Source organism: Streptomyces sp. NPDC017890, assembly GCF_044328675.1.
Lineage (GTDB): Bacteria > Actinomycetota > Actinomycetes > Streptomycetales > Streptomycetaceae > Streptomyces.
In genome coordinates, this window is the sequence record NZ_JBIRHU010000022.1 from 119,084 (window position 1) to 143,384 (window position 24,301).

24 protein-coding genes are annotated in these 24,301 nt (G+C 72.1%); 18 read left to right on the forward strand and 6 right to left on the reverse strand.

From position 1 onward, the window contains the following. Positions 1-12 precede the first annotated feature (12 nt). The 3 genes from ACH4F2_RS27245 to ACH4F2_RS27255 are packed head-to-tail and all read left to right on the forward strand — an operon-like array spanning position 13 to position 2,503. A complete protein-coding gene (locus ACH4F2_RS27245) occupies positions 13-609 on the forward strand; it encodes a DUF5998 family protein (RefSeq protein WP_398135382.1) in 597 nt (198 codons plus the stop codon). Then, entirely contained in the window at positions 609-1,802 is a 1,194-nt protein-coding gene (locus ACH4F2_RS27250) for an alkaline phosphatase family protein (protein ID WP_398135383.1), read from the forward strand. Before ACH4F2_RS27245 ends, ACH4F2_RS27250 begins: the two co-directional genes overlap by 1 nt. A 50-nt stretch (positions 1,803-1,852) precedes the next feature. Continuing rightward, entirely contained in the window at positions 1,853-2,503 is a 651-nt protein-coding gene (locus ACH4F2_RS27255; protein ID WP_398135384.1) for a thymidine kinase, read from the forward strand. A gap of 425 nt (positions 2,504-2,928) precedes the next feature. Here the strand turns inward: ACH4F2_RS27255 and ACH4F2_RS27260 are convergent, their stop codons facing one another. After that, positions 2,929-3,750: a VOC family protein gene (locus ACH4F2_RS27260; protein WP_398135385.1), complete on the reverse strand. Its 822-nt coding sequence runs from the start codon at positions 3,748-3,750 to the stop codon at positions 2,929-2,931. A gap of 258 nt (positions 3,751-4,008) precedes the next feature. Between ACH4F2_RS27260 and ACH4F2_RS27265 the strand changes: the two genes are divergently transcribed. Next, the gene (locus ACH4F2_RS27265; protein ID WP_398135386.1) at positions 4,009-4,860 is read left to right on the forward strand and encodes a sulfurtransferase; all 852 of its coding nucleotides are present in this window, start codon (positions 4,009-4,011) and stop codon (positions 4,858-4,860) included. A gap of 275 nt (positions 4,861-5,135) precedes the next feature. On the opposite strand, the gene sepH is transcribed toward ACH4F2_RS27265, so the two are convergent. Beyond that, complete coding sequence (gene sepH / locus ACH4F2_RS27270; RefSeq protein ID WP_398135387.1) at positions 5,136-6,194, reverse strand: septation protein SepH; 1,059 nt, start codon at positions 6,192-6,194, stop codon at positions 5,136-5,138. Between the two features lie 472 nt (positions 6,195-6,666). Between sepH and ACH4F2_RS27275 the strand changes: the two genes are divergently transcribed. Then, positions 6,667-7,515, forward strand: coding sequence for a hypothetical protein (locus tag ACH4F2_RS27275; RefSeq protein ID WP_398135388.1), 849 nt, complete (start codon positions 6,667-6,669; stop codon positions 7,513-7,515). Here ACH4F2_RS27275 and ACH4F2_RS27280 read toward each other — a convergent pair. Both ACH4F2_RS27280 and ACH4F2_RS27285 read right to left on the reverse strand, forming a co-directional pair. Beyond that, positions 7,439-8,749 carry a D-arabinono-1,4-lactone oxidase gene (locus tag ACH4F2_RS27280; protein ID WP_398135405.1) on the reverse strand — a complete coding sequence of 437 codons (1,311 nt, stop codon included), beginning with the start codon at positions 8,747-8,749 and terminating at the stop codon, positions 7,439-7,441. The two genes, ACH4F2_RS27275 and ACH4F2_RS27280, sit on opposite strands and share 77 nt — an antisense overlap. Continuing rightward, entirely contained in the window at positions 8,718-9,974 is a 1,257-nt protein-coding gene (locus tag ACH4F2_RS27285; protein WP_398135389.1) for an MFS transporter, read from the reverse strand. Before ACH4F2_RS27285 ends, ACH4F2_RS27280 begins: the two co-directional genes overlap by 32 nt. A gap of 171 nt (positions 9,975-10,145) precedes the next feature. Between ACH4F2_RS27285 and ACH4F2_RS27290 the strand changes: the two genes are divergently transcribed. Together ACH4F2_RS27290 and ACH4F2_RS27295 are read left to right on the forward strand one after the other, a co-directional pair. Next, entirely contained in the window at positions 10,146-11,273 is a 1,128-nt protein-coding gene (locus tag ACH4F2_RS27290; protein WP_398135390.1) for a ferrochelatase, read from the forward strand. Positions 11,274-11,281: 8 nt separating this feature from the next. After that, entirely contained in the window at positions 11,282-12,100 is an 819-nt protein-coding gene (locus ACH4F2_RS27295; RefSeq protein ID WP_398135391.1) for an inositol monophosphatase family protein, read from the forward strand. A 522-nt stretch (positions 12,101-12,622) separates the two neighbouring features. Here the strand turns inward: ACH4F2_RS27295 and ACH4F2_RS27300 are convergent. Next, complete coding sequence (locus ACH4F2_RS27300; protein WP_398135392.1) at positions 12,623-12,796, reverse strand: hypothetical protein; 174 nt, start codon at positions 12,794-12,796, stop codon at positions 12,623-12,625. A gap of 488 nt (positions 12,797-13,284) precedes the next feature. On the opposite strand from ACH4F2_RS27300, the gene ACH4F2_RS27305 reads away from it, so the two are divergent. The 4 genes from ACH4F2_RS27305 to ACH4F2_RS27320 all read left to right on the forward strand — a co-directional run bounded on the left by ACH4F2_RS27305 (position 13,285) and on the right by ACH4F2_RS27320 (position 16,855). Next, positions 13,285-13,938: a response regulator transcription factor gene (locus ACH4F2_RS27305; RefSeq protein ID WP_003993508.1), complete on the forward strand. Its 654-nt coding sequence runs from the start codon at positions 13,285-13,287 to the stop codon at positions 13,936-13,938. Positions 13,939-13,944: 6 nt separating this feature from the next. Next, on the forward strand, positions 13,945-15,189 hold the full coding sequence (locus ACH4F2_RS27310; RefSeq protein WP_398135393.1) for a sensor histidine kinase: 1,245 nt from the start codon (positions 13,945-13,947) through the stop codon (positions 15,187-15,189). A 405-nt stretch (positions 15,190-15,594) separates the two neighbouring features. Next, positions 15,595-15,891 carry a DUF4193 domain-containing protein gene (locus ACH4F2_RS27315; RefSeq protein ID WP_003993510.1) on the forward strand — a complete coding sequence of 99 codons (297 nt, stop codon included), beginning with the start codon at positions 15,595-15,597 and terminating at the stop codon, positions 15,889-15,891. A gap of 13 nt (positions 15,892-15,904) precedes the next feature. Then, positions 15,905-16,855 carry a hypothetical protein gene (locus ACH4F2_RS27320; protein ID WP_398135394.1) on the forward strand — a complete coding sequence of 317 codons (951 nt, stop codon included), beginning with the start codon at positions 15,905-15,907 and terminating at the stop codon, positions 16,853-16,855. A 13-nt stretch (positions 16,856-16,868) separates the two neighbouring features. Here ACH4F2_RS27320 and ACH4F2_RS27325 read toward each other — a convergent pair whose 3' ends face one another. Continuing rightward, on the reverse strand, positions 16,869-17,330 hold the full coding sequence (locus ACH4F2_RS27325) for a DUF3093 domain-containing protein (RefSeq protein WP_398135395.1): 462 nt from the start codon (positions 17,328-17,330) through the stop codon (positions 16,869-16,871). A 57-nt stretch (positions 17,331-17,387) separates the two neighbouring features. Here ACH4F2_RS27325 and ACH4F2_RS27330 point away from each other — a divergent pair, with 57 nt between their 5' ends. The 7 genes from ACH4F2_RS27330 (at position 17,388) to ACH4F2_RS27360 (ending at position 24,175) form a co-directional block, all read left to right on the forward strand. Beyond that, positions 17,388-17,972 (forward strand): PaaI family thioesterase, encoded by a 585-nt coding sequence (locus ACH4F2_RS27330; protein ID WP_398135396.1) that lies wholly within the window; start codon positions 17,388-17,390, stop codon positions 17,970-17,972. After that, complete coding sequence (dut, locus tag ACH4F2_RS27335; RefSeq protein ID WP_398135397.1) at positions 17,969-18,547, forward strand: dUTP diphosphatase; 579 nt, start codon at positions 17,969-17,971, stop codon at positions 18,545-18,547. Before ACH4F2_RS27330 ends, dut begins: the two co-directional genes overlap by 4 nt. Before the next feature lies 1 nt (position 18,548). Next, positions 18,549-19,301: a DUF3710 domain-containing protein gene (locus tag ACH4F2_RS27340; RefSeq protein ID WP_398135398.1), complete on the forward strand. Its 753-nt coding sequence runs from the start codon at positions 18,549-18,551 to the stop codon at positions 19,299-19,301. A 318-nt stretch (positions 19,302-19,619) separates the two neighbouring features. Then, positions 19,620-22,214 carry an ATP-binding protein gene (locus tag ACH4F2_RS27345; RefSeq protein ID WP_398135399.1) on the forward strand — a complete coding sequence of 865 codons (2,595 nt, stop codon included), beginning with the start codon at positions 19,620-19,622 and terminating at the stop codon, positions 22,212-22,214. Next, on the forward strand, positions 22,211-22,894 hold the full coding sequence (locus ACH4F2_RS27350) for a response regulator (RefSeq protein ID WP_398135400.1): 684 nt from the start codon (positions 22,211-22,213) through the stop codon (positions 22,892-22,894). Before ACH4F2_RS27345 ends, ACH4F2_RS27350 begins: the two co-directional genes overlap by 4 nt. A gap of 87 nt (positions 22,895-22,981) precedes the next feature. Continuing rightward, positions 22,982-23,380, forward strand: coding sequence for an OB-fold nucleic acid binding domain-containing protein (locus tag ACH4F2_RS27355; protein WP_398135401.1), 399 nt, complete (start codon positions 22,982-22,984; stop codon positions 23,378-23,380). Between the two features lie 3 nt (positions 23,381-23,383). Beyond that, a complete protein-coding gene (locus tag ACH4F2_RS27360) occupies positions 23,384-24,175 on the forward strand; it encodes a DUF3159 domain-containing protein (protein ID WP_398135402.1) in 792 nt (263 codons plus the stop codon). The last annotated feature ends 126 nt before the right edge of the window (positions 24,176-24,301 follow it).

Here is a 24,301-nt window from a genome sequence, read left to right on the forward strand (position 1 = left end):
CGCCCCCGTAGGATGGACGGCATGGCCAAGACCAGTACGACGACCCAGGGGCTGCGAGCGGCGATCGAGCGCAGCGGCTACTACCCGGCCCTCGTGGCCGAGGCGGTGGAGGCCGCCGTGGGCGGCGAGCCCGTCCGGTCGTACCTGGTCCACCAGGAGACGACGTTCGACCAGAACGAGGTGCGCCGGCACGTGACCGTGCTCGTGCTCACCGGCAACCGCTTCATCGTCAGCCACACCGACGAGCAGGCCGCCGACGACACCTCCCCGACGCCGTACGCCACGACGTCCACGGAGTCCGTCAAGCTCGGCCGGATCTCGTCCATCGTCGTCAGCCGCGTCGTCGCCAACCCGGAGAAGTACAAGCCGGGCACGCTGCCCCGCGAGATCGTGCTGACCATCGGCTGGGGCGCCGTCTCCCGCCTCGACCTCGAGCCCGCCGCCTGCGGCGACCCCAACTGCGAGGCCGACCACGGCTACACGGGCAGTTCGACGGCCGACGACCTCAGCCTGCGCGTCAGCGAGGCCGGAGACGGTCCGGAGACGGTGCGCCAGGCGCTCACCTTCGCCCAGGCCCTCTCCGAGGCGACCGCGGACACCTCCCGCTGATGGTGCAGCACACCGCCTGGGACACCGAGCCGGAACCCCTCCCCGTCGACTCCGCCCCCGTGCCCGAGTACGGCACCGGTTCGCTCGCCGACCTGCTGCCCACCCTGGCCGCCGGCCTCGGCGTCCCCGGCATGACCGCCGGGATCACGGAGCTGACCCCCGCCGACCGGAACTGCGTCTTCCTGATCGACGGTCTCGGCTGGGAGCAGCTGCGGGCGCACCCGGAGGACGCCCCCTTCCTGACCTCGCTGCTGAGCAGCTCACGCGGCGGCACCGGACGCCCGATCACCGCCGGCTACCCGGCGACCACCGCGACCTCCCTCGCCTCCGTCGGCACCGGTCTGCCGCCGGGCGCCCACGGGCTGCCCGGCTACACCGTGCGCGACCCGGCCACCGGCGCGCTGATGAACCAGCTGCGCTGGCAGCCGTGGACCCCGCCGGGCCCCTGGCAGCCGTACCCCACCGTCTTCAGCCTCGCCCACGAGGCGGGCGTGCACGCCGCCCAGGTCTCCTCCCCGACCTTCGCGAGCACCCCGCTGACCAAAGTCGCGCTCAGTGGTGGTGAATTCCACGGACGCCTGTCCGGCGAGGACCGCATGGACTGCGCCGCCGAGCAGCTGGCCCGCGCCGACCGCGCCCTCGTCTACACCTACTACGCCGAGGTTGACGGCGCCGGACACCGCTTCGGCGTCGACTCCGACACCTGGCGCGGCCAGCTCGCGCACGTCGACCGGCTCGTCCAGCGCCTCGCCGAGCAGCTCCCGCCGCGCAGCGCCCTGTACGTCACCGCCGACCACGGCATGATCGACGTGCCCTTCGACGAGGACCACCGCATCGACTTCGACGAGGACTGGGAGCTGAAGGCGGGCGTCGCCCTCCTCGGCGGCGAGGGCCGCGCCCGGCACGTGTACGCCGTCCCCGGCGCGCACAACGACGTGCTGACCTGCTGGCGCGAGGTGCTCGGCGAGCAGTTCTGGGTGGCCTCGCGGGACGAGGCGATCGCGGCGGGCTGGTTCGGCCCCCGCATCGACGACCGGGTGTACGACCGCATCGGCGACGTGGTCGCCGCCGCGCGGGACGACGTCCTGCTCATCGCCTCCGAGCGGGAGCCGAAGGAGTCGTCGATGGTCGGCAACCACGGGTCGATGACCCCTGCCGAGCAGCTCGTCCCCTTGCTCGAAGTCCGCACCTGACCCACCCCCCGCGAACCCCGACCTCTTTGCCGAAAGGTGCTCAACCCCTCATGCCCGAGCTGGTGTTCTTCTCCGGAACGATGGACTGCGGGAAGTCGACACTGGCTCTCCAGATCGAGCACAACCGCTCGGCACGCGGCCTGGCCGGCATGATCTTCACCCGCGACGACCGGGCGGGCGAGGGCAAGCTCTCCTCACGCCTCGGCCTCGTCACCGACGCGGTGGAGGTCGAGGACGGGCAGGACCTGTACGCCCACCTCGTCGACCACCTCTCTCAGGGCGGACGCGCGGACTATGTGATCGCGGACGAGGCGCAGTTCCTGGCGCCGGACCAGATCGACCAGCTCGCGCGTGTGGTCGACGACCTCGGCGTCGACGTGTACGCCTTCGGCATCACCACCGACTTCCGCTCCAAGCTGTTCCCCGGCTCCCAGCGCCTGGTCGAACTCGCCGACCGCGTCGAGGTCCTCCAGGTCGAGGCCCTGTGCTGGTGCGGGGCACGCGCCACGCACAACGCCCGCACCGTGGGCGGCGTCATGGTCGTCGAGGGCGCCCAGGTGGTCGTCGGCGACGTCGACCGGTCCCTGGACGAGGTCGGCTACGAGGTGCTGTGCCGCCGGCACCACCGGCGCCGGATGACGGCCGCCGCGGCCCACGCCGCGGCTCTGTCCCCCGACGTGCTTCCGGTGTCGTCCGACTGAGGCGTGCCGCCCGAATCGTCGGTGCCAGGATGCCGCCCGCCCGCGGAGACCTGGGGTGACGAACCCTGCACCGGCGGCAGCGCACTCGGCATCGAACGCAGCGCCCTTCGGTATCGAACCGGCTCTCGCGGCACGCGACCGCACCACCGTCGTCATCGTCCTCACCGACGGCTTCACGACCTGGCCCGCCGAACCCCGTCTGCCGCCTCATCGCCGCTCTGATCGGCCCCGACGCACTCCAGGAGACGGTACCCGTCCCCGTCCGACGGCCGTTGCGGACGACGCGGACGGTCGGGGCAGGACCGCAACGGCGCTCGACCGGTGCCGTCCGAGCCTGCGCACGAGAGCCCTGCCGCCCGAAAGCAACCGGCAGGGCTTTGTGATCCCAGCAATCCTTCGACGAGCTCCAGTGACTCCCGCAGGCCTCACTCTTCCCGCACGCCGGCGCGTTCGCGCTGCACCAGCGCGAACCGCGCCCCCTCCACATCCGCCACCATCGCCACCCGGCCGTGGGGAGTGTCCTGGACGGGTTTGACGGCATGGCCGCCCAGGTCGGTGAGGCGCTCCAGGGACTCCTCCACGTCGTCCGCCTCGAAGTACGTCACCCAGTGCGGCCCCCGGTCGCGGGGCAGGGCGCCTCCGAGGCCGTGGATGCCGGCGACGGGGCGGCCGTCGAGGCGCAGGGTCACGTAGTCGAAGTCGGCGGAGACCTCCGGCACCAGCTCGAAGCCGAACACGGTTTCGTAGAACTTGGCGACGTTCGCCGACTCGAAGGTCATCAGCTCGTTCCACGCCGGTGTGCCGGGCACGCCGGTGACGGCCGTGCCGAGGTGCCCCGCCGCCTGCCAGATGCCGAAGACGGCGCCCGACGGGTCGGATCCGATGGCCAGGCGGCCGGCCTCGCCCGCGTCGAGCGGGCCCACGCCGATCGTGCCACCGCACAGGCGTACCGTTTCGGCCGCCCGGTCGACGTCGTCGGAGGCGAAGTACGGGGTCCAGGCGAGGGGCAGTTGCCGGTCCGGGGGCAGTTGGCCGATGCCCGCTACCTCACGCCCGTCGAGCAGGGCCCGTGCGTAGGGCCCCAGTTGCTGCGGACCGGGCTGGAACTCCCAGCCGAACAGCGCTCCGTAGAACTCCCGGGTCGCGGCCGGTCCGTGCACCATCAGACTCACCCAGCAGGGTGTGCCGGGCGTGTGCCGGGCGTTCGTCTCGCCGTCCCGGCCGGTCGACCGCCGTGCGTCGGTCATCGTCACTCTCTTCTCGGCCCTCCGCGGGCCGTGCGTCCGCTTCCGCTCTGACGGATACCGGTCTGACGGACCTTCGCGCCGGTGCCGGCACCGGACCCGGACCCGGGACCGCGTGGTTCGGGCGTGACCGTGGGTCAGCCCGGCTGCCCGGGTGATACAGCATGTGCCCGAACCCGTACGCCTCGTGATCGGTACTGTCCGGCGGGCAGAGTAGCCCGACAACGGCGCCGCGGCCACTCGGTACGCCAGGATGGGGCCATGAACGCCATCATTTCCGCACCCGAACTCGTGACCGAACTGGCGGGCGTGAACCCGCCGGTCCTGCTCGATGTCCGCTGGCAGTTGAGCACGGCCAGGGCGGCCGGCGCCGCGCCGTTCGACGGCCGGGCCGAGTACGCGGCCGGGCACCTTCCCGGTGCCGTCTTCGTCGACCTGGACAGGGAACTCGCCTCCGCGCCCGGCGCGCGCGGCCGGCATCCGCTGCCCGATGTGGCGGAGTTCGGTGCGGCGATGCGCCGGGCGGGCGTGTCGTCCGGCCGGCCGGTCGTCGTGTACGACGGCGGGCAGGGGTGGGCGGCGGCCCGCGCCTGGTGGCTGCTGCGCTGGACGGGTCACCCGAACGTGCGGGTCCTCGACGGCGGGTTGCCGGCCTGGGAGGAGCCGCTGGCGACGGACGTCCCCACTCCCGCGGAGGGCGACTTCACGCCGGAGCCGGGGGCGGCGGGGATGCTCGACGCCGACGGTGCCGCCGCACTGGCCCGGTCCGGGCTGCTGCTCGACGCCCGGGCGGGGGAGCGGTACCGGGGCGAGGTGGAGCCGATCGATCCGGTCGGCGGCCACATCCCGGGCGCCGTGTCCGCGCCGACGACGGACAACGTGGCGGCGGACGGCCGCTTCCTGCCGGCCGACGAACTCCGGTCGCGCTTCAAGACCCTGGGGGCCACGGAGGACGGCGAGGTCGGCGTGTACTGCGGCTCGGGCGTGTCGGGCGCCCACGAGGTGCTGGCGCTGGCGGTGGCGGGCATTCCGGCGGCGCTGTACGTGGGTTCGTGGTCGGAGTGGTCCTCGGACCCGGGCCGACCGGTCGCGGTGGGACCGGACCCGCAGTAGGCCGTCGGGGGGCGCGTGCCGGGCCGGGGTGTGAGCAGGTGAGGCCGGCTCGGAGCGGGGTCGGCGACGACGCAGGGGGCCGGGTCGTGAGCGGTGGGGATCGGCTCGGAGCAGAACGGTCAGGGCCATGGTGGCCGGGACCGGGCAGGGGCCGTGAACCGCGGTCGCAGTGGGGCCCATCGCCCGGGGACCCCACCACTCAGTGGGCTCGGCGAAAAGAACCGGGGGCCGCACCCACGCGAGTGCGGCCCCCGGCCTCCTACGTCGGATCCCGCCTACTCCTGCTTCTTCCGCCGCGTCCCGAACACGATCTCGTCCCAGCTGGGCACCGCCGCCCGGCGGCCGGGGCGGACGCCGTCGGCCTCGGCCTGGCGGTCGGTGGAGCCGGTGAGGCGGTCGCGGTGGCTGGCCACGGAGCGCGGCATGAGCACGTCGGCGTAGGCGGAACCGGCCGACGCCGCGGGGGCCGGCGGCTCCTCCACCTCGGGCTCCTCGACAGGCTCCTCCGCGGGTTCCGGAGCGCGCTCGGGTACCACCAGGTCGCCCCGGAAGCTCGGTACCGCCTCGAGCAGGCTGGTCAGCGAGTCGCGTTCACGTTCGGCCGAGGCGGTGACCGCGGTCTCCTCGGCGGGTTCGGACGGCGGCGGGGGCAGGCTCGGCCGCTCCCGCTGCTCCCGGTCGAGGGTGCGGTCCAGCGGCCGGTCGCGCGGCAGCCGGGCGATGCGCGGGACGAACGGGAAGCTGGGCTCGGGTGCGGCGAGGTCGTCGGACTCGCCGATCAGCGCGCGTGCCTCCTCGTCGACGGCCTGGACGAGCCGCCGGGGCGGGTCGTACGTCCAGCTCGCCGAGTGGGGCTCGCCCGCGACCAGGTAGACCAGCAGGACTTCCCAGGTGCCGTCGTCGCGGCGCCAGGAGTCCCACTGGACGGTGTCCTTGTCGGCGCCGCGCAGCACCAGCCGCTCCTGGACGGCCTCGCCGAGGGGCGGACCGGAGTTCTCGCCGGGGCGGCGGACGGGGGTCTTGCGGGCCCGCTCCGCCATGAAGGCGCGCTCGGCCAGCACGGGCCCCTCGAAGCGCCGTACGCGGTCGACGGGGATGCCGGCCATCTGGGCGACCTCTTCCGCGGTCGCGCCGGCACGTATACGCGCCTGGATGTCGCGGGGGCGGAGATGACTCTCCACCTCGATCTCGATCTGGCCGAGGCGGGGACGGTCGCCGCGCACGGCGGCCCGGAGCCGCTCGTCGATCGGAAGCGTGTACTCCGTGCTGTCCGCAGCCTTCAGCACCAGCCGTGTGCCGTCATTCGAGACGGCCACGACACGCAGTTCGGGCATGGGGACCTCCCGGGTGGTGCCTGCCGACGTCACGTGCGTCGCTGCTTCCGCTCTGTCGAGTGTGACCTGCCCGGGTGCAGCCTGCCACAACCTTGCCGAGTTGCCCGGCGTGTCGGGCACGGGCCCTGGATCGCCGTTATGGCACGGTTACCCATTTGCAACCTTAAGTGACCGATTCTGTCACCCTGTGCAACTAGCCCCCTCCCGGCGGTCCTTCAAGGTCCGGAGTTCCCTGTCGGGAGCCCGGGCCCAGGGCTCGCAACAGTACTCCATTCGGACCACGTGCGTGGATGGGCGCGCCGCCCAACTTCTGACAACAGGTGGCGCTTGGCCGCCCCTGGTGCGATTTCCGCGATCTCGGACGTGGCGTACTTCACGGAATCACCAGAAACGGAACTAATGGTTTCGTCCACTCGTCCCTTTCTCGTGCAGTTGATCGATCACGTACGGGAAAGACAGGCAAGGTCCGGGGATGCGTGAAAAGCCCGATGATGCAGGCGAGGCGGATGTGCGTACGGAGGTGAAGTCCAAGCGAATCGACCTGAGCGTGCCCCAGGTCGCGGGCAGCGCCCTGGCGGCGGTGGTGGCCGCCAAACTCGCCTCCTCCTTCGGCGTGTACGGCACGATCCTCGGGGCCGGCCTGATCAGCGTCATCGCCACCTGCGGAGGCTCGGTCCTCCAGCACTTCTTCAAGCGCACCGGCGAGCAGCTCCGGGTGAAGCGCCCCGTGGGTGCCGTGGGTGCCGACGGACGAGCGGCGGCGGTCCCGGGCGAGTTCACCGAGGGCACCGTGTACCGCGCACGGACCAGGGGCTGGAAGCGCCCGCTGGTCGCCGCGGCTCTCGTCTTCGGCGTGACCATGGGGGGGATCACGGCCTACGAAGTCGCCTCCGGCGAGAGTCTGGGCGGCGGTCACAGCACCACCGTCGGCAGCGCCTTCTCCGGGCACGACGAGTCCGCGTCGGATCCGGGGAGGTCGGGCGATTCCGGCGGGTCCGGCGATTCCCAGGAATCCGAAGATCCCCAGGAATCCGGCGGAGCGGGTGACCCGGGGGACTCCGGCTCAGGCGGCGAGACCCCGGCGGCCACCCCGTCCGGGACCCCGAGCGGCGCCGACGGCAGCACGTCGCCGGGCGGTGCCCCCGGGGAGGACGGCGGTACGGCGACCGGCCCGACGTCCACCCCGGACGCCACCGGGGAGGACGGCTCCGGCGACGCCGCGAGCCCGGCCCCCGACGCCTCGGCTACGGCCCCAGAACCCGGCGCAAGTAGTCGTTCCGGAACAGACGGTCAGGGTCAAGACGGTCCCGCAGCGCCGTGAACTCGGCGAAGCGCGGATACACCCGGGAGAAGTACTCGGCGTCCCGGGTGTGGATCTTGCCCCAGTGCGGCCGGCCTTCGTGCGCCGTGAAGATGCGCTCGGCGGCGGTGAAGTACGCCTGGTAGGGCGTGCCCCGGAACATGTGGACGGCGATGTACGCGCTGTCGCGGCCCGAAGCCGTGGACAGCGCGATGTCGTCGGCCGGGGCCGTGCGCACCTCGACCGGGAAGCTGATCCGCAGCCGTGACCGGTCGACCATCGCCCTCAGTTCGCGCAGCGTCTCGACGACGGCCTTGCGCGGAACGGCGTACTCCATCTCCAGGAAGCGCACCCGGCGCGGAGAGGTGAAGACCTTGTAGGGGGTGTCCGTGTACGTCCGCGCGGACAGCGCCCTGCTGGAGATCCGGGAGATCGCGGGGATGACGGCGGGCACCGCGCGGCCGACCCGGTTGGCCGCCTGGAAGACACCGTTGGACAGGAACTCGTCCTCGAACCAGCCCTGGAGCCGCCCCACCGGCTGTTCGGGGCCGGCGCTGCGGTTGTTGCGCTTGGTGTTGGTGCTGCCGGTGTGCGGGAACCAGTAGAACTCGAAGTGCTCGTTCTCGGCCCACAGTTCGTCGAATTCGGCGAGGACACGATCGAACGGCATCGGTTCCTCGCGGGCCGTGAGCAGGAAGATCGGCTCCACGGCGAAGGTGATCGCGGTGACGACGCCCAGCGCGCCCAGGCCGATCCGGGCGGCGGCGAAGACCTCGGGGTTCTCCCGCTCGGAGCAGGTCAGCACCGAGCCGTCCGCCGTGACCATTTCCAGGCCCCGGATCTGGGCGGCGATCGAGGCCGAGTCGCGGCCCGTGCCGTGGGTGCCGGTGCTGGCCGCCCCGGAGACGGTCTGCTCCATGATGTCGCCCATGTTCGTCAGCGACAGGCCCTCGCGCGCGAGGGCAAGGTTGAGCCTTTTGAGCGGTGTGCCGGCCTCGACCGTGACCGTCATGGCGGCGCGGTCGATGGTGCGGATGCCGGTCAGCAGCTGAGGGCGTATCAGCACACCGTCCGTCGCGGCTATGGACGTGAAGGAGTGCCCGGTGCCGACGGCCTTGACCCGCAGTCCCTCCTCGGCCGCCCTGCGAACGGCCTCGGCCAGTTCCTCGACGGAGGCGGGAGCGACCTCCCGCGCGGGGCGTGCGGAGACGTTGCCGCCCCAGTTACGCCATGTGCCGTTCTTCCCGCTCGTCATCCCGCTCGCCGTGCGTGTGCTGCCCAACGGTCCCTCCCCGACGCGGAGCCGGCCGTTCGAGCCGGCGGTACCCGAGGAAACCGACCGCGGCCGCGACGGCCCCGGCCACCGCCGGAACCGCGTACCCGGCACGCGCCCCGGAGGCGTCGATCACCCAGCCGCCCGCGGCGGAGCCGAGCGCGACGCCGACCGCGAGGCCGGTGCTCACCCAGGTCATGCCCTCGGTGAGCTGCGTGCGTGGTACGTGCTCTTCGATGAGGGACATCGTCGTGATCATCGTGGGAGCGATGGACAGACCCGCAACGAACAGCGCCGCGGCCAGAAACAGCAGGTTTCCGACCAGTAGGAGGGGGATCATACTCACGGCCATCGCACAGACGCCCAGCAGCCAGCGACGTTCCGGCGGTCCGGCGAAGCGCAGCAGCCCGAAGATCATGGCCGCCGTGCACGACCCCGCCGCGTACAGGGCGAGGACGAGGCTGGCGGCGGCCTTGTGCCCCTCCTCCTCGGCGAAGGCCACGGTGACCACGTCGATGGCACCGAAGATCGTCCCCGTGGCCATGAACGTGGCGACCAGGACCTGGAGCCCTCGGGAGCTGATCGCGGTGCCGCCGCCCTTGTGCTCGCGCGGATGCGGCTCCGGCTCGGTGGCGCGCTGGGCGGTCAGCCAGAAGACGCCCGTCGCCAGGAAGCACGCGGCGAGCAGCGGCCCGGCCTCCGGGAACCAGGCCGTGGACAGGCCGATGGAGATGATCGGCCCGAAGATGAAGCAGATCTCGTCCACCACGGACTCGAAGGAGTACGCGGTGTGCAGCTGCGGGGTGCCCCGGTACAGGGCCGCCCAGCGGGCCCGGACCATCGCACCGAGGCTCGGCACGCAGCCGATGCCGGCGCAGGCGACGAACAGCACCCAGTCCGGCCACCCGTAGTGCGCGGCCGGCAGCAGCACGGCCGCCGCGGCGAGCGACACGAGGGTCGCCGGGCGCAGCACCCGTCGCTGGCCGTACCGGTCCACCAGGCGGGAGACCTGCGGTCCGGCCACGGCGGCGGCCAGCGCGATGGTGGCCGACAGGGCGCCGGCCAGTCCGTACCGGCCGGTGAGCTGGGAGATCATCGTCACCACGCCGATGCCCATCATCGACAGTGGCATCCGGCCGAGGAAACCCGCGGTGGAGAAGCTCTTGGAGCCGGGGGCGGCGAACAGGGCGCGGTAGGGGCTGGGCAACGAGATCTCCGGGAACGGCTCAGTAGCGGCTCAGACGCATCAGTAAGGTCCGAACGCAGTCGATACAGCTTACTCGTCGGAACGCCCGGAAACACCCCCGCGGACCAGGCGTGACGCACCGTCGGCTCCCACCGTTTTCCCGCTGTCAGTGCCGGGTGGCAGGATCGAGACATGCCAGACGTGCTCGATGCCACCCCCTATGACGCCCTGCTCCTGCTCTCGTTCGGCGGCCCGGAGGGCCCGGACGACGTGGTCCCGTTCCTGGAGAACGTGACGCGCGGGCGCGGCATCCCCAAGGAACGCCTCAAGGAAGTCGGCCAGCACTACTTCCTCTTCGGCGGGGTCAGCCCCATCAACGACCAGAACCGCGCCCTGCTGGACGCCCTCCGCAAGGACTTCGCCGAGCACGGCCTGGACCTGCCGGTCTACTGGGGCAACCGCAACTGGGCGCCGTACCTGACGGACACCCTGCGCGAGATGGTCCGCGACGGACGCCGCCGCATCCTCGTCCTGGCCACCAGCGCCTACGCCTCGTACTCGGGCTGCCGTCAGTACCGCGAGAACCTCGCGGACGCGCTCGCCGCGCTGGAGACCGAAGGCCTGGAGCTACCGAAGATCGACAAGCTGCGGCACTACTTCAACCACCCGGGCTTCGTCGAGCCCATGGTCGACGGGGTCGTCCGGTCCCTCGCCGAGCTGCCCGAGGAGGTCCGGGACGGGGCGCACATCGCCTTCTCGACCCACTCGATCCCCACCTCCGCGGCGGACGCCTCCGGCCCGGCCGAGGAGCACGGCGACGGCGGGGCGTACGTACGCCAGCACCTGGACGTGGCGCAGGTGATCGCCGACGCCGTCCGCGAGCGCACCGGCGTCGACCACCCCTGGCAGCTCGTCTACCAGTCCCGGTCCGGCGCTCCGCACGTCCCGTGGCTGGAGCCCGACATCTGCGACCACCTCGAGGAGCGCCACGCGGCCGGCGTCCCCGCCGTGGTGATGGCCCCCATCGGCTTCGTCTCCGACCACATGGAGGTCCTGTACGACCTCGACACCGAGGCCAAGGCCAAGGCGAAGGAGCTGGGGCTGCCGGTGCGCCGCTCGGCCACCGTGGGCGCCGACCCGCGGTTCGCCGCCGCGGTCCGCGACCTCGTCCTGGAGCGGGCCGGGGACGAGCGCGGGCAGGAGGCCGCGCCGTGCGCCCTCGGCGCGCTCGGCGCGAGCCACAACCTGTGCCCGGTCGGCTGCTGCCCCGCCCGTGCCCCCCGTCCCGCCGCCGCGGGCGCCGACAGTCCCTACGCGTGAGGAGCCCCGTGACCGCCGTGACGCCCGACCCTCTCCATGCCGAGCTGCTGAAGATCGCCCAGGAGGCCGCCCACCGCGCGGGCGAGCTGCTGCGCGACGGCCGCCCGGCCGACCTCGCGGTTGCCGCCACCAAGTCCAGCCCGATCGACGTCGTCACCGAGATGGACATCGCTGCGGAGAAGCTGATCACCGGCCTGATCGCCGACCGCCGCCCCGACGACGGCTTCCTCGGCGAGGAGGGCTCCGTCACGGAGGGCACGAGCGGCGTCCGCTGGGTCATCGACCCGCTCGACGGCACGGTCAACTACCTGTACGGACTGCCCACCTGGGCGGTGTCCGTCGCCGCCGAGCAGGACGGCGAGCGGGTGGCCGGGGCGGTCGTGGCCCCGATGCGGGGTGAGTCGTACCACGCGGTGCTGGGCGGTGGAGCCTGGGCGACGGGATCCTGGGACGGCGAACGCAGGCTCGCCTGCCGGTCCGCGGCGCCGCTGGACCAGGCACTGGTCTCCACCGGCTTCAACTACGTCGCCGAGGTCCGCGCCGAGCAGGCCGACATCGCGCGGCGGCTGATCCCGCTGGTACGCGACATCCGGCGCGGCGGCTCGGCCGCGATCGACCTGTGCGACGTGGCCGCGGGACGCCTCGACGGCTACTACGAGCGTGGACTGCACCCCTGGGACCTCGCGGCGGGCGACCTGATCGCCCGGGAGGCGGGTGCGGTGACCGGTGGACGCCCCGGTGAGCGCCCGTCCGGCGATCTGACGATCGCGGCCACCCCGGAGGTGTTCGAGCCCCTCCAGCGGCTCCTGACGGACTTCGGCGCGTAGGCCCGCGCGGCGGCCGGGCACGGGCGCGGGCGGGGAATGACGCGGGGGGATCAGGCATCGTCGGTCACCCGCGACCCGAACCGCCGACCGGGCCCCTGCGGAGGCCGCCCGGCCGGCGGACTCCGCAGGCCGCGGCCGACGCCCCCGGTGGTCCGCCGCGTCGGCGTTGCGGCCGCGGCGGACCCGGCGCCGGACGTTGAGTCGTGGCGTTCCGCAGGGCGGTGGTCCTTGCGTGGCTCGGGACCGGCGTTCCGGGGTGGGTGCGGCGGTGCGCACCCACCGGGGAAGGCGGGGCCGGCCCGCGCGGTGCCGGCGTTCCCCGGCTGTGTGCCAGGGCGCTCCGGCCCTCGGCCGGGCGTGGCCCACCGTCGTGCGGCAGCGCGCTCACGTTCCCCGGGAGAGCGAACCGCCGTACGACGACAGGAACCGCCGTACGACGACAGGAACCGCCGTATGGCGACAGGCACGTACGACAAGGCCCCGGCGCTGGATCTCGCCGGGGCCTTGTCGTACACGGGCCGGTCAGACGCCGGTCGCGCCGACTTCCACACCGTGCTCGGCAGCGAGACGGCGCAGGTCGTCGAGCTCTCCCAGCTCCACGTCGACGAGGAACTCGTCCCCCTCGTCGCGGGCGCGGGACAGGTCGGACTCGGTCGTCTTTATGCGCTGCAGAAGTCCTGCGGTGAAAGCGTCCATGCTGCGCCCCCTCGTCCTGGGTCGTGGGTCGATGGCACGGGGGTGTGCCGTTCGGAAGGGGCGATCACGTCTCCGGTGGAGTGCCCAGCGCTGCCCGGCCGGGCGGCGACGGTGCCGGACACCCACGCCCGCTCTGCGGAAGCGGACCACGGCGTGCCGCGCGGTGACGCGGTACAGGCAGAGCGTGATCGCGGGGTGTAAAGCCGTCCTCCCCCAGCTCCCCTTCGCGGAAACCTCAACCGCGCGAGAAAATCTCGCATTCCCGCGACCACGCGAGAAAATCTTGTTCCCGCTCCGCCGCATTCCCGCTCCGCCGCTTTCCCGGCCGTCCCGTCCGGCGGAGCCGCTCCGGTCCGTCACCGGCCCCTCACCCGCCTTACAGCCGACTTATGGCCGAAAAGGGCAGGATGGAGGCAACACACCCACCAGCCCCCTGCCCTCGTGCGCCGAGAAGCGCTACGCGGGTGGACACAGGAAGGACAAGCGACGTGCGCGTACTCGTCGTCGAGGACGAGCAACTGCTCGCCGATGCGGTGGCCACCGGACTGCGCCGGGAGGCCATGGCCGTCGACGTCGTGTACGACGGCGCGGCCGCCCTGGAGCGCATCGGCGTCAACGACTACGACGTGGTCGTCCTCGACCGAGACCTCCCGCTCGTGCACGGCGACGACGTGTGCCGCAAGATCGTCGAGCTCGGTATGCCCACGCGCGTCCTGATGCTCACGGCCTCCGGCGACGTCAGCGACCGGGTCGAGGGCCTGGAGATCGGCGCCGACGACTATCTGCCCAAGCCCTTCGCGTTCAGCGAGCTCATCGCGCGCGTGCGTGCCCTGGGCCGGCGTACCAGCGTGCCCCTGCCGCCCGTCCTGGAGCGTGCCGGGATCAAGCTCGACCCGAACCGCCGCGAGGTCTTCCGCGACGGCAAGGAGGTGCAGCTCGCCCCCAAGGAGTTCGCCGTGCTGGAGGTGCTCATGCGCAGTGAGGGCGCGGTCGTCTCGGCGGAGCAGCTGCTGGAGAAGGCCTGGGACGAGAACACCGACCCGTTCACCAACGTCGTGCGCGTGACCGTCATGACGCTGCGCCGCAAGCTGGGCGAGCCGCCCGTCATCGTCACGGTCCCCGGCTCCGGCTACCGGATCTGATCGACCGTGGCGACGACACCCGCGCCCCCCGGGGCGCCTCCGAAGCCCACCTGGGACCCGCGGTCGGCCACCCCGCTGCCCTGGCTGCGTCCCACCATCCGGATAAGGCTCACGCTGCTGTACGGCGGCATGTTCCTGATCGCCGGCATCCTGCTGCTGTCGATCATCTACCTGCTCGCCGCCCAGGCGGTACGCACCGGCAACCAGCCGCTCTACAAGATCGTCGATTTCCAGGACCTCCAGGTCGCGAGCAACGACTGTCCTGGAGTCACCAACGGAAATCTGTCGCTGTCGCAGTTCAACGCAGCGATCAGCGACTGCATCGACCACCAGCGCCAGGTCGCCCTGGACAGGCTGCTCAGCCGCTCGCTGCTGGCCCTGCTCGGCCTCGCCGTGATCGCCTTCGCCTTCGGCTACGCCATGGCCGGTCGCGTCCTGTCGCCCCTGGGCCGGATCACCCGCACCGCGCGCGCGGTGGCGGGCTCCGACCTCTCCCGGCGGATCGAGCTGGACGGCCCGGACGACGAGCTGAAGGAATTGGCGGACACCTTCGACGACATGCTGGAGCGGCTGCAACGGGCCTTCACCGCCCAGCAGCGCTTCGTCGGCAACGCCTCCCACGAGCTGCGCACGCCGCTGGCGATCAACCGCACCCTCCTGGAGGTGCACCTGTCCGATCCGAACGCACCGGTGGAGCTCCAGCAGCTCGGCAAGACACTCCTGGCCACCAACGAACGCAGCGAGCAGCTCGTCGAGGGCCTCCTGCTGCTCGCCCGCAGCGACAACCAGATCGTCGAACGCAAACCGGTGGACCTCGCCGAGGTGGCCGGCCAGGCCGTCGACCAGGTGCACGCCGAGGCGGAGACCAAGGGTGTGGAGATCCGCGGCACGCGCGAGCCCGCGGTGGTCCAGGGCAACGGCGTCCTGCTGGAGCGGATCGCCCTGAACCTCGTACAGAACGCGGTGCGCTACAACGTGGCCGCACAGGGCTGGGTGGAGGTCACCACGGCGGTCGAGAACGGCCAGGCGGTCCTGGTGGTCACCAACACGGGCCCGGTCGTACCGGCGTACGAGGTCGACAACCTCTTCGAGCCGTTCCGACGGCTGCGCACCGAGCGCACGGGCAGCGACAAGGGCGTCGGCCTCGGCCTGTCCATCGCGCGGTCCGTGGCCCGGGCGCACGGCGGGCACATCTACGCACAACCGCGCGAGGGCGGAGGGCTCGTGATGCGTGTGACGCTGCCCGTCTGAGATCATGACCCCGACATCTCACCGAGACCCGAGGATGTTCGCTTTGAGCGGAATTTCCAGGCCATCGGGCCGGGAGTCGCCTGTGTGATCGATCACAGCGGAGGCTTTTCCGCCATTCACTCTCGGTGATCATGCACCCTGTCGGAAAGCCGGGAAAATCCCGGTTTTCAGGGGTCCTGATCACGGGAAGTACACGGTGAGGCGCCTTTGAAGTGCGGTATTAGGACCGTGTACGGTCCCCATCGCCATCCAAGCCGATCGCTCATGAGGAGTCCGGTTGGGTGTCGATTGAGTAACAGACCTTGATGTGAGGCAAAATCTCCGCCTCAGGTCGGGCACAAGTCCGGCCTCTCACGCGTTACGTGCGCTGGAGACACCGCAGACACCCAGAGGGGGAGAGCGACTATGGCAACCGATTACGACACTCCACGCAAGACCGACGACGACGTCGACTCGGACAGTCTCGAAGAGCTGAAGGCCAGGCGGAACGACAAGTCCGCCTCGGCCGTCGACGTCGACGAGTTCGAGGCCGCGGAAGGCCTCGAACTTCCCGGCGCCGACCTCTCGAACGAGGAACTGGCCGTCCGTGTACTTCCGAAGCAGCAGGACGAGTTCACCTGCATGAGTTGCTTCCTGGTGCACCACCGCAGCCAGCTGGCCCGGGAGAAGAACGGCCAGCCGATCTGCCGCGACTGCGACTGAGGCGGGGTCGGCCGTGACTGGCTCGACCCCTCCCTGGAAGCGCCGCTTCTCCAGGCGGGAAGCGGACCAAGGACCGTTCGACGGTTCCTACGGCGCGCGTGACGACGAGCGGGGCCCGACCGATACGGGGACGGCCTCGCTCGAGCCGGCGGCCGACCGGGGTGACCTCCCGGCGACCGCGCGGACACCGGCACCCGCTGCCCGGCGACGGGCAGCGGCGTTCCGGCACAAGGCCGGCCAGGGCGTCCGCAACGGCGGCAACCGCGCCAGGGCGGCCTTGGCGCACCTCGCCGACCGGATCATCGACCTGGCGCCGCGCGTGCCCGTACGGGACCTGGCGACGCTCCGCCGTCAGTTCCCCGGTCTCCCGCCCGAGGAGCTCGCCGACCGGCTCGTGGCGGGCGCCGCCAAGGGCACGGCGACCGTCGGGGCGGGAGTCGGCGCGGCGGCGATGATGCCCGTTCCGCCCGCGATGCCCGCCGAACTGGCCGCCGAGATCACCGGCGTCGCGGCGATCGAGCTCAAGCTGATCGCCGAACTCCACGAGGTCTACGGCGTACGCCCGCCCGGCAGCCTCGCGCAGCGCAGCACCGCGTACCTGAACTCCTGGTCGGACGAACGCGGCGTCGACGTGTCCAAGCCGTCGAGCCTCGGCTCCGCGATGAACAGCCACATGAAGCGCCAGCTGCGCCAGCAGATCATGAAGCGGATGGTGCGTGACCTGCCGAACCTGATGCCGTTCATGGTGGGCGCGGCCGTGGGCGCCGTCATGAACCGCCGCGACACCAGAAAGCTGGCCGCCAGAATCCGCGCGGACCTGCGCAAGCGCCAGGTGCCCTGGAGCGCCCTCGACGAGCTTCCGGCTCTGGACGGACCGCAGGACGCCCTGGACATGCGCGCCCTCACCAAGGAGCTCGGCACGGAGGAAGGCGGCCGCCGCCCCGGCGGGGACGGCGGGCACTGACCCCGCGCGTGCGCTACGCCGCCGCCTTCGCCGCGTCCAGGGCCTCGATCAGTCGCTCCGGCTCGCGGGTCGACAGGTACAGGTACGGCGTCGGGTCCTGCGGGTCGGTCACCACCACGCGCACGGCCCTCGGGATGTAGGCGCGCAGCAGCAGGAAGGCACGGGTGTCGGCCTTGTGGGTGCGCCAGGCGCGGGCCTCCTCCGGATCGAGGATCTCCGCCTCGCCCAGGGCCGACACCGGCACCTTCGCCTCGCCCGCGATCAGCGAGTCGCCCACGACGCGGATGCGGACCGCGCCGTACGAACTGGCCGCCACCGCCGCCACCGCCGTTCCGCCGGCCAGGCCGCCCAGCATCGGCAGCGTGCCGAAGGGCAGCAGGATCAGGGCGAACGAGAGCCCCACCAGGAAGGAGCCCACCCACCAGGTGCGGGGCGCGGTGAGGCGTTCTTCGTACGGGGCCGTGGAGAGCTGCATGGAGCAAGCTTGGCACGGTATCGGTGTTCGGCCGACGCGCGGGTAAGGTCTGCGCCTGTGAGTGGTACTTCCTCAGGTCTTCAGCCCCCCGCCGACGCCGTGAAACCCGTACGGCACCCCGACGCACCCGCCCCCGGCGAACTGCTCGGCGCGCACTACGGCCAGTGCTTCGGCTGTGGCGGCGACCAGCCCCACGGGCTGCACCTGCAGGCGCGGGCGGGCGAAGGCGTGTCGATCACCGCTGAGTTCACCGTGCGGCCCGCCCACCAGGGCGCCCCCGGACTGGCCCACGGCGGCGTGCTGGCCACCGCCCTGGACGAGACCCTCGGCTCGCTGAACTGGCTGCTGCGCACGATCGCGGTGACCGGCCGGCTGGAGACCGACTTCCTGCGGCCGGTGCCCGTCGACACGACGCTGTACCTGGAGGCCGAGGTGACCGCCGTGGCCGGCCGGAAGATCTACTCCACCGCCACCGGCCGGATCGGCGGCCCCGACGGACCCGTGGCCGTCCGCGCCGACGCCCTCTTCATCGAGGTCAAGATCGACCACTTCGTCGAGCACGGCCGCGAGGAGGAGATCCGCGCCGCCATGGACGACCCGGACCAGGTCCGCCGCACCCGCGCCTTCGAGGTGAACCCGTGAGCCGCCAGGACCGGGAGCACCGGGAGCCCAGGCCGGAACTCGACGTCCTGATCCGCCGCGTCGACCCCGACGTACCGCTTCCGACGTACGCGCAGCCCGGCGACGCCGGCGCCGACCTTCGGACCACCGTCGGCTGCGAACTCGCGCCCGGCGAGCGGGCCGTGCTGCCCACGGGCGTGTCTGTGGCGCTCCCCGAGGGGTACGCGGCCTTCGTGCACCCACGTTCCGGTCTGGCCGCCCGCTGCGGTGTCGCCCTCGTGAATGCCCCGGGGACGATTGATGCCGGGTACCGTGGGGAGATCAAGGTGATCGTGGTGAATCTCGACCCGCGCGAGACGGTGCGGTTCGAGCGCTTCGACCGGATTGCCCAACTGGTCGTCCAGCAGGTCGAGAGGGTCCGCTTCCGCCAGGTCGCGGAGCTTCCCGACTCGGCGCGGGCCGAAGGGGGCTTCGGGTCCACCGGCGGCCACGCCGAGACGGACCGTGCAAGCGGCACAAGCGGTCAGGTCGCCGAGGGCGGCCCGACGGGTGGGAATCGATACGCTTCGGTCGTATCCGACCGGGAAGGACAGTGACGTGTTCGGACGTCGCAAGAAGAGGGATGCCGCCGAGGACGCGGCCGGCGAGACCGAGCAGGTCGTCGACAGCGTCGACACCGAGGCGGACGGCAGGGGCGAGCGGGTGCGGCTCGAGCCCGAACCGAGGCCCGACGGCCCCTGGGACAGCACCGAGGTCCGCGACCCCGCCGAGGGCCGGGTGGACCTGGGCGGCCTGTTCGTACCCGGAGTCGACGGCATGGAACTGCGGGTGGAGGTCGCGGGCGACGCGATCGTCGCCGCGACCGTCGTGCTGCGCGACAGCGCCATCCAGCTGCAGGGCTTCGCCGCGCCCAAGCGCGAGGGCATCTGGGGCGAGGTGCGTGAGGAGATCGGCTCCGGCATCACCCAGCAGGGTGGCATCGTCGACGAGGTCGAGGGCCCGCTGGGCTGGGAGCTGCGGGCCCAGGTCCCGGTGCAGCTGCCGGACGGCACGGGCGGTTTCCAGGTCGTACGGTTCGTCGGTGTGGACGGCCCCCGCTGGTTCCTGCGCGGCGTGATCTCCGGCCAGGGCGCGGTGCAGCCGCAGGCCGCCGGCCTGCTGGAGCAGATCTTCCGGGACACGGTGGTGGTCCGCGGCGAGGGCCCGATGGCCCCCCGCGACCCGATCGTCCTCAAGCTGCCGAACGACGCGCAGATGGTCCCCGAGGGCGTCCAGCAGGAGGAGGGATCCCGCTTCGCCGGCGGCATGGGCCAGCTCCAGCGCGGACCGGAGATCACCGAGGTCCGCTAGACAGGACTCCCTACGGAGGGCCGCGCCCCGCACGGGACGCGGCCCTCCGCCGTGCCGGGGGCGGAAGGGCTCGCCGGACGGGAAGGGCCCCGCGCCACGGCGGCGATCCGGTCCGGACCGTTTGGGTTCTGGAACTGCGGGACGGCGAGAACGCCCCCGCGGCCGAGCGGTGACGTCCGCGGCCCGAGCCGTGGCGTCCACGGACGTCAGAGTTCCGTCAAAGAGCACCCGCATCCGGCACCCTGCCCCGTTTTGCCGGGATTACTGGCCGTAGGGTCGACGCTGCGCACTCAGCGGTGACCGGAAGACAATGAGGCCATGGGACGCGGCAAGCTTCGGATCTACCTCGGCGCGGCGCCGGGCGTCGGCAAGACGTACGCGATGCTGTCCGAGGCGCACCGCCGCACGGAGCGGGGCACCGACTGCGTCGTGGCCTTCGTGGAACACCACGGCAGGTCGCGCACCGAGGTGCTGCTGCACGGTCTGGAGCAGGTCCCGCGCCGGGAGCTGGAGCACCGCGGCGCGCGCTTCACGGAACTGGACCTGGACGCGGTGCTGGCCCGGGCCCCGCGGGTGGCCCTGGTGGACGAGCTGGCGCACACCAACGTTCCCGGCGCACGCAACGCCAAGCGGTGGCAGGACGTCGAGGAACTGCTGGCCGCCGGCATCGACGTGGTCTCGACCGTCAACATCCAGCACCTGGAGTCACTCGGTGACGTGGTCGAGTCCATCACCGGCGTACGGCAGCGGGAGACCGTGCCGGACGAGGTGGTGCGGCGCGCGGACCAGATCGAACTGGTGGACATGTCGCCGCAGGCGCTGCGCCGCCGCATGGCCCACGGCAACATCTACCAGCCGGACAAGGTGGACGCGGCCCTGTCCAACTACTTCCGCCCCGGCAACCTCACCGCCCTGCGGGAGCTGGCACTGCTGTGGGTGGCGGACCGCGTCGACGAGTACCTGCAGCAGTACCGCAGCGAGCACCGGGTCTCGAAGATCTGGGGCTCGCGCGAGCGCATCGTGGTCGGTCTGACCGGCGGTCCCGAGGGCCGGACGCTGATACGGCGGGCCGCGCGCCTCGCCGAGAAGGGCGCCGGCGGCGAGGTGCTGGCCGTGTACATAGCCCGCAGCGACGGGCTGACCTCGGCCTCCCCGAAGGAGCTGGCGGTGCAGCGCACCCTGGTGGAGGATCTCGGCGGCACCTTCCACCACGTGCTCGGCGAGGACATACCGGCCGCCCTGCTCGACTTCGCGCGGGGCGTCAACGCCACCCAGATCATCCTCGGATCCTCGCGCCGCAAGGCGTGGCAGTACGTCTTCGGCCCCGGCGTCGGCGCCACGGTCGCCCGCGAGTCCGGCCCCGATCTGGACGTCCACATCGTGACCCACGAGGAGGTCGCCAAGGGCCGCGGACTGCCGGTGGCCAGGGGCGCGCGGCTCGGGCGCTCCCGGATCGTCTGGGGCTGGATCGCGGGCCTCGGCGGACCGGTGCTGCTGACGCTGCTGCTGAACACCGTCCACCTCGGGCTCGCCAACGACGTCCTGTTCTACCTGGCGCTGACCGTGGCCGCGGCCCTGCTCGGCGGGCTGTACCCGGCGCTCGCCTCGGCCGCGGTCGGGTCCCTGCTGCTGAACTGGTTCTTCACGCCCCCGGTCAACCGGATCACCATCGCCGACCCGAGGAACATCCTCGCGCTGGCCATATTCGTGGGCGTCGCGCTCTCCGTGGCCTCGGTCGTGGACGTCGCGGTCCGCCGCACCCACCAGGCCGCCCGGCTGCGTGCCGAGTCCGAGATCCTCTCCTTCCTGGCGGGCAACGTCCTGCGCGGCGAGACCAGCCTGGAGGCGCTGCTGGAGCGGGTCCGCGAGACCTTCGGCATGGAGTCGGCCGCCCTCCTGGAACGGGAGGACGACGTGTCGCCCTGGACCTGCGCCGGCCGGGCCGGGGCGGGCCCGCCGGTCGGGCGTCCCGAGGACGCGGACGTGGACATGCCGGTCGGCGACCACATGGCCCTCGCGCTGACCGGACGCGTCCTGCCCGCCGAGGACCGCCGGGTACTGGCCGCCTTCGCCGCCCAGGCCGCCGTGCTCCTGGACCGGCGACGCCTGCGCGAGGAGGCCGACCGGGCCCACGCGCTGGCCGAGGGCAACCGCATCCGGACGGCTCTGCTCGCCGCCGTCAGCCACGACCTCCGTACGCCGCTCGCCGGGATCAAGGCGGCGGTCACGAGTCTGAGGTCCGACGACGTGGCGTGGTCCGAGGAGGACCAGGCGGAACTCCTGGAGGGCATCGAGGAGGGGGCCGACCGCCTCGACCACCTGGTGGGCAACCTGCTCGACATGTCCCGCCTCCAGACCGGCACGGTCACGCCGCTGATCCGCGAGATCGACGTCGACGAGGTGGTGCCGATGGCGCTCGGCGGGGTGCCCGAGGGGAGCGCCGAGCTGGACATCCCGGAGACGCTGCCCATGGTCGCCGTCGACGCCGGGCTCCTGGAGCGGGCGATGGCCAACCTGGTCGAGAACGCCGTCAAGTACAGCCCCGCCGGCCGGAGCGTCCTGGTCGCCGCCAGCGCCCTCGCGGACCGCGTCGAGGTGCGGGTCGTGGACCGGGGGCCGGGAGTGCCGGACGAGGCCAAGGACCGCATCTTCGAGCCGTTCCAGCGTTACGGAGACGCTCCGCGCGGGGCGGGTGTGGGGCTCGGCCTGGCCGTCGCCAGGGGCTTCGCCGAGGCGATGGGCGGCACCCTGAACGCCGAGGACACCCCCGGCGGCGGCCTCACCATGGTGCTCACCCTCCGCGCGGCGGGCTCCCCCGGAGCCGCGACACCGCACTCCGCGACACCGCACTCCGCCCCAGCGAACTCCGCCACAGCGCGTTCCGCGACAGCAGAAAGGCAGGCCGCCCGATGACCCGGGTGCTCGTGATCGACGACGAACCGCAGATCGTGCGTGCCCTCGTGATCAATCTCAAGGCACGGCACTACGACGTCGACGCCGCCCACGACGGCGCCACCGCCCTCCAGCTCGCCGCCGCCCGCCACCCCGACGTCGTGGTGCTGGACCTGGGCCTGCCCGACATGGACGGCGTCGAGGTGATCAGGGGCCTGCGCGGCTGGACCCGGGTGCCGATCCTGGTGCTGTCCGCCCGGCACTCCTCCGACGAGAAGGTCGAGGCACTGGACGCGGGAGCCGACGACTACGTCACCAAGCCCTTCGGCATGGACGAACTGCTGGCCCGGCTGCGCGCCGCCGTCCGCCGGGCCGAGCCGGTTGCGGGCGGCGAGGACGGCGTCATCGTGGACACCGCGGGGTTCACCGTCGACCTGGCCGCGAAGAAGGTGCACCGGGACGGGAAGGACGTACGGCTGACGCCCACCGAGTGGCATCTCCTGGAGGTGCTCGTCCGCAACACCGGGCGCCTGGTCAGCCAGAGGCAGCTGTTGCAGGAGGTGTGGGGGCCCTCGTACGGGACCGAGACGAACTACCTGCGCGTCTACATGGCCCAGCTGCGCCGCAAGCTGGAGGCGGACCCCGCCCACCCGCGGCACTTCGTCACCGAGCCGGGCATGGGGTACCGCTTCGAGAAGTGAGCGCAGGACGAGGGGCCGGAAGTGAGCCTCGCGATACCGGCCCGGAGAGGGTGTCTGGCTGTCGGCGCGCCCCGGTACGCTTCAGATATGAGTGCTGCTCCGCGTTCCGACAGGCCGGTGAGCCGGTTCCGGCGCATGTTCGACCGGCTCTCCTCGTCGCAGGAGGACCTGGAGTCCGAGGAACTGCGCGAGGACGCCGACACCGCCGGCTGCACCCGCATCTGCGACTGCCAGGACCGGCAGATCGTGTCGGTTACTGGTACCTTGCGCACGGTCACCCTGCGACCGCGTGCGGGCGTCCCGGCCCTGGAGGCCGAGCTGTTCGACGGCTCCGCCGCACTGGACGTGGTGTGGCTGGGCAGACGCTCCATCGTGGGCATAGAGCCGGGGCGCAAGCTCATCGCATCGGGCCGGATCTCCATGAGCCGGGGCCGCCGGGTGCTCTTCAACCCGAAATACGAACTGAGACCCCTCGGACGGGAGTAGCCGGTGACGTCGCTCGACAAGCCGACCGAAGAGACGGAAGCGGACGACGCCCGGGCGGTGACGGAGGCCGCGCTGTTCGAGGCGTTCGGCGGCGTGCGGGGCATGGTCGAGACGGTGCTGCCGGGTCTGCTCTTCGTCACCATCTTCACCCTCAACAACGACCTGCACATGTCGGCGATCGCGGCGCTGGCCGTGTCGCTGGCGCTGGTCGTGGTCCGGCTGGTGATGAAGGACACCGTCAAGCACGCCTTCAGCGGCGTCTTCGGCGTCGCCTTCGGTGTGGTCTTCGCGATGATGACCGACAACGCCAAGAACTTCTACCTGCCGGGCATGCTCTACACCCTGGGCCTGGCCATGGCGTACATCGTCACCTCACTGGCCGGAGTGCCGCTGATCGGCCTCATCCTCGGACCGGTCTTCAAGGAGAACCTCTCCTGGCGCACCCGTAACCCGGGCCGCAAGAAGGCGTACACCAAGGCCAGCTACGCCTGGGGTCTGATCCTGCTCGCCAAGAGCGCGATCCTCTTCCCGCTGTACTGGTGGGCCGACACCGAGCAGCTCGGCTGGATCCTGGTCATCCTGAAGATCCCGCCGTTCCTGCTCGCCGTCTGGCTGACCTGGGTGTTTCTGGCGAAGGCGCCGGCCCCCATCGACGTGTTCGCGGAGATGGAGGCGGCCGAGAAGGCCGAGGAGGAGAAGGCGGAGCGCGACAAGGCCGAGCGCGAGGCCCGCGAGGGCGAAGCCGTGGAGTCCGCCGCGGACTCCACCCGCGGCGGCAGACACCGCAAGGACTGACGGCGTACGGCGGTGGGGGGGGGGGGGGGGGGGCCGGGGGCGCCCCCCCCCCCCCCCCGGGCCGGGCCGCCCCCCCCCCCCCCCCGGCGCCCCCCCCCCCGCCCCCCCGCCCCCCCCCCCCCGCAC

Excerpts from the sequence above, each read along its gene's own strand:
- ACH4F2_RS27350 (WP_398135400.1), top strand. The coding sequence starts at position 22,211 with ATGACCCGGGTGCTCGTGATCGACGACGAACCGCAGATCGTGCGTGCC.
- sepH (WP_398135387.1), bottom strand. The coding sequence starts at position 6,194 with ATGCCCGAACTGCGTGTCGTGGCCGTCTCGAATGACGGCACACGGCTG.
- ACH4F2_RS27245 (WP_398135382.1), top strand. The coding sequence starts at position 13 with ATGGACGGCATGGCCAAGACCAGTACGACGACCCAGGGGCTGCGAGCG.
- ACH4F2_RS27280 (WP_398135405.1), bottom strand. The coding sequence starts at position 8,749 with ATGACGAGCGGGAAGAACGGCACATGGCGTAACTGGGGCGGCAACGTC.
- ACH4F2_RS27275 (WP_398135388.1), top strand. The coding sequence starts at position 6,667 with ATGCGTGAAAAGCCCGATGATGCAGGCGAGGCGGATGTGCGTACGGAG.
- ACH4F2_RS27265 (WP_398135386.1), top strand. The coding sequence starts at position 4,009 with ATGAACGCCATCATTTCCGCACCCGAACTCGTGACCGAACTGGCGGGC.
- ACH4F2_RS27255 (WP_398135384.1), top strand. The coding sequence starts at position 1,853 with ATGCCCGAGCTGGTGTTCTTCTCCGGAACGATGGACTGCGGGAAGTCG.
- ACH4F2_RS27300 (WP_398135392.1), bottom strand. The coding sequence starts at position 12,796 with ATGGACGCTTTCACCGCAGGACTTCTGCAGCGCATAAAGACGACCGAG.
- ACH4F2_RS27250 (WP_398135383.1), top strand. The coding sequence starts at position 609 with ATGGTGCAGCACACCGCCTGGGACACCGAGCCGGAACCCCTCCCCGTC.
- ACH4F2_RS27325 (WP_398135395.1), bottom strand. The coding sequence starts at position 17,330 with ATGCAGCTCTCCACGGCCCCGTACGAAGAACGCCTCACCGCGCCCCGC.
- ACH4F2_RS27345 (WP_398135399.1), top strand. The coding sequence starts at position 19,620 with ATGGGACGCGGCAAGCTTCGGATCTACCTCGGCGCGGCGCCGGGCGTC.
- ACH4F2_RS27315 (WP_003993510.1), top strand. The coding sequence starts at position 15,595 with ATGGCAACCGATTACGACACTCCACGCAAGACCGACGACGACGTCGAC.
- ACH4F2_RS27290 (WP_398135390.1), top strand. The coding sequence starts at position 10,146 with ATGCCAGACGTGCTCGATGCCACCCCCTATGACGCCCTGCTCCTGCTC.
- ACH4F2_RS27260 (WP_398135385.1), bottom strand. The coding sequence starts at position 3,750 with ATGACCGACGCACGGCGGTCGACCGGCCGGGACGGCGAGACGAACGCC.
- ACH4F2_RS27355 (WP_398135401.1), top strand. The coding sequence starts at position 22,982 with ATGAGTGCTGCTCCGCGTTCCGACAGGCCGGTGAGCCGGTTCCGGCGC.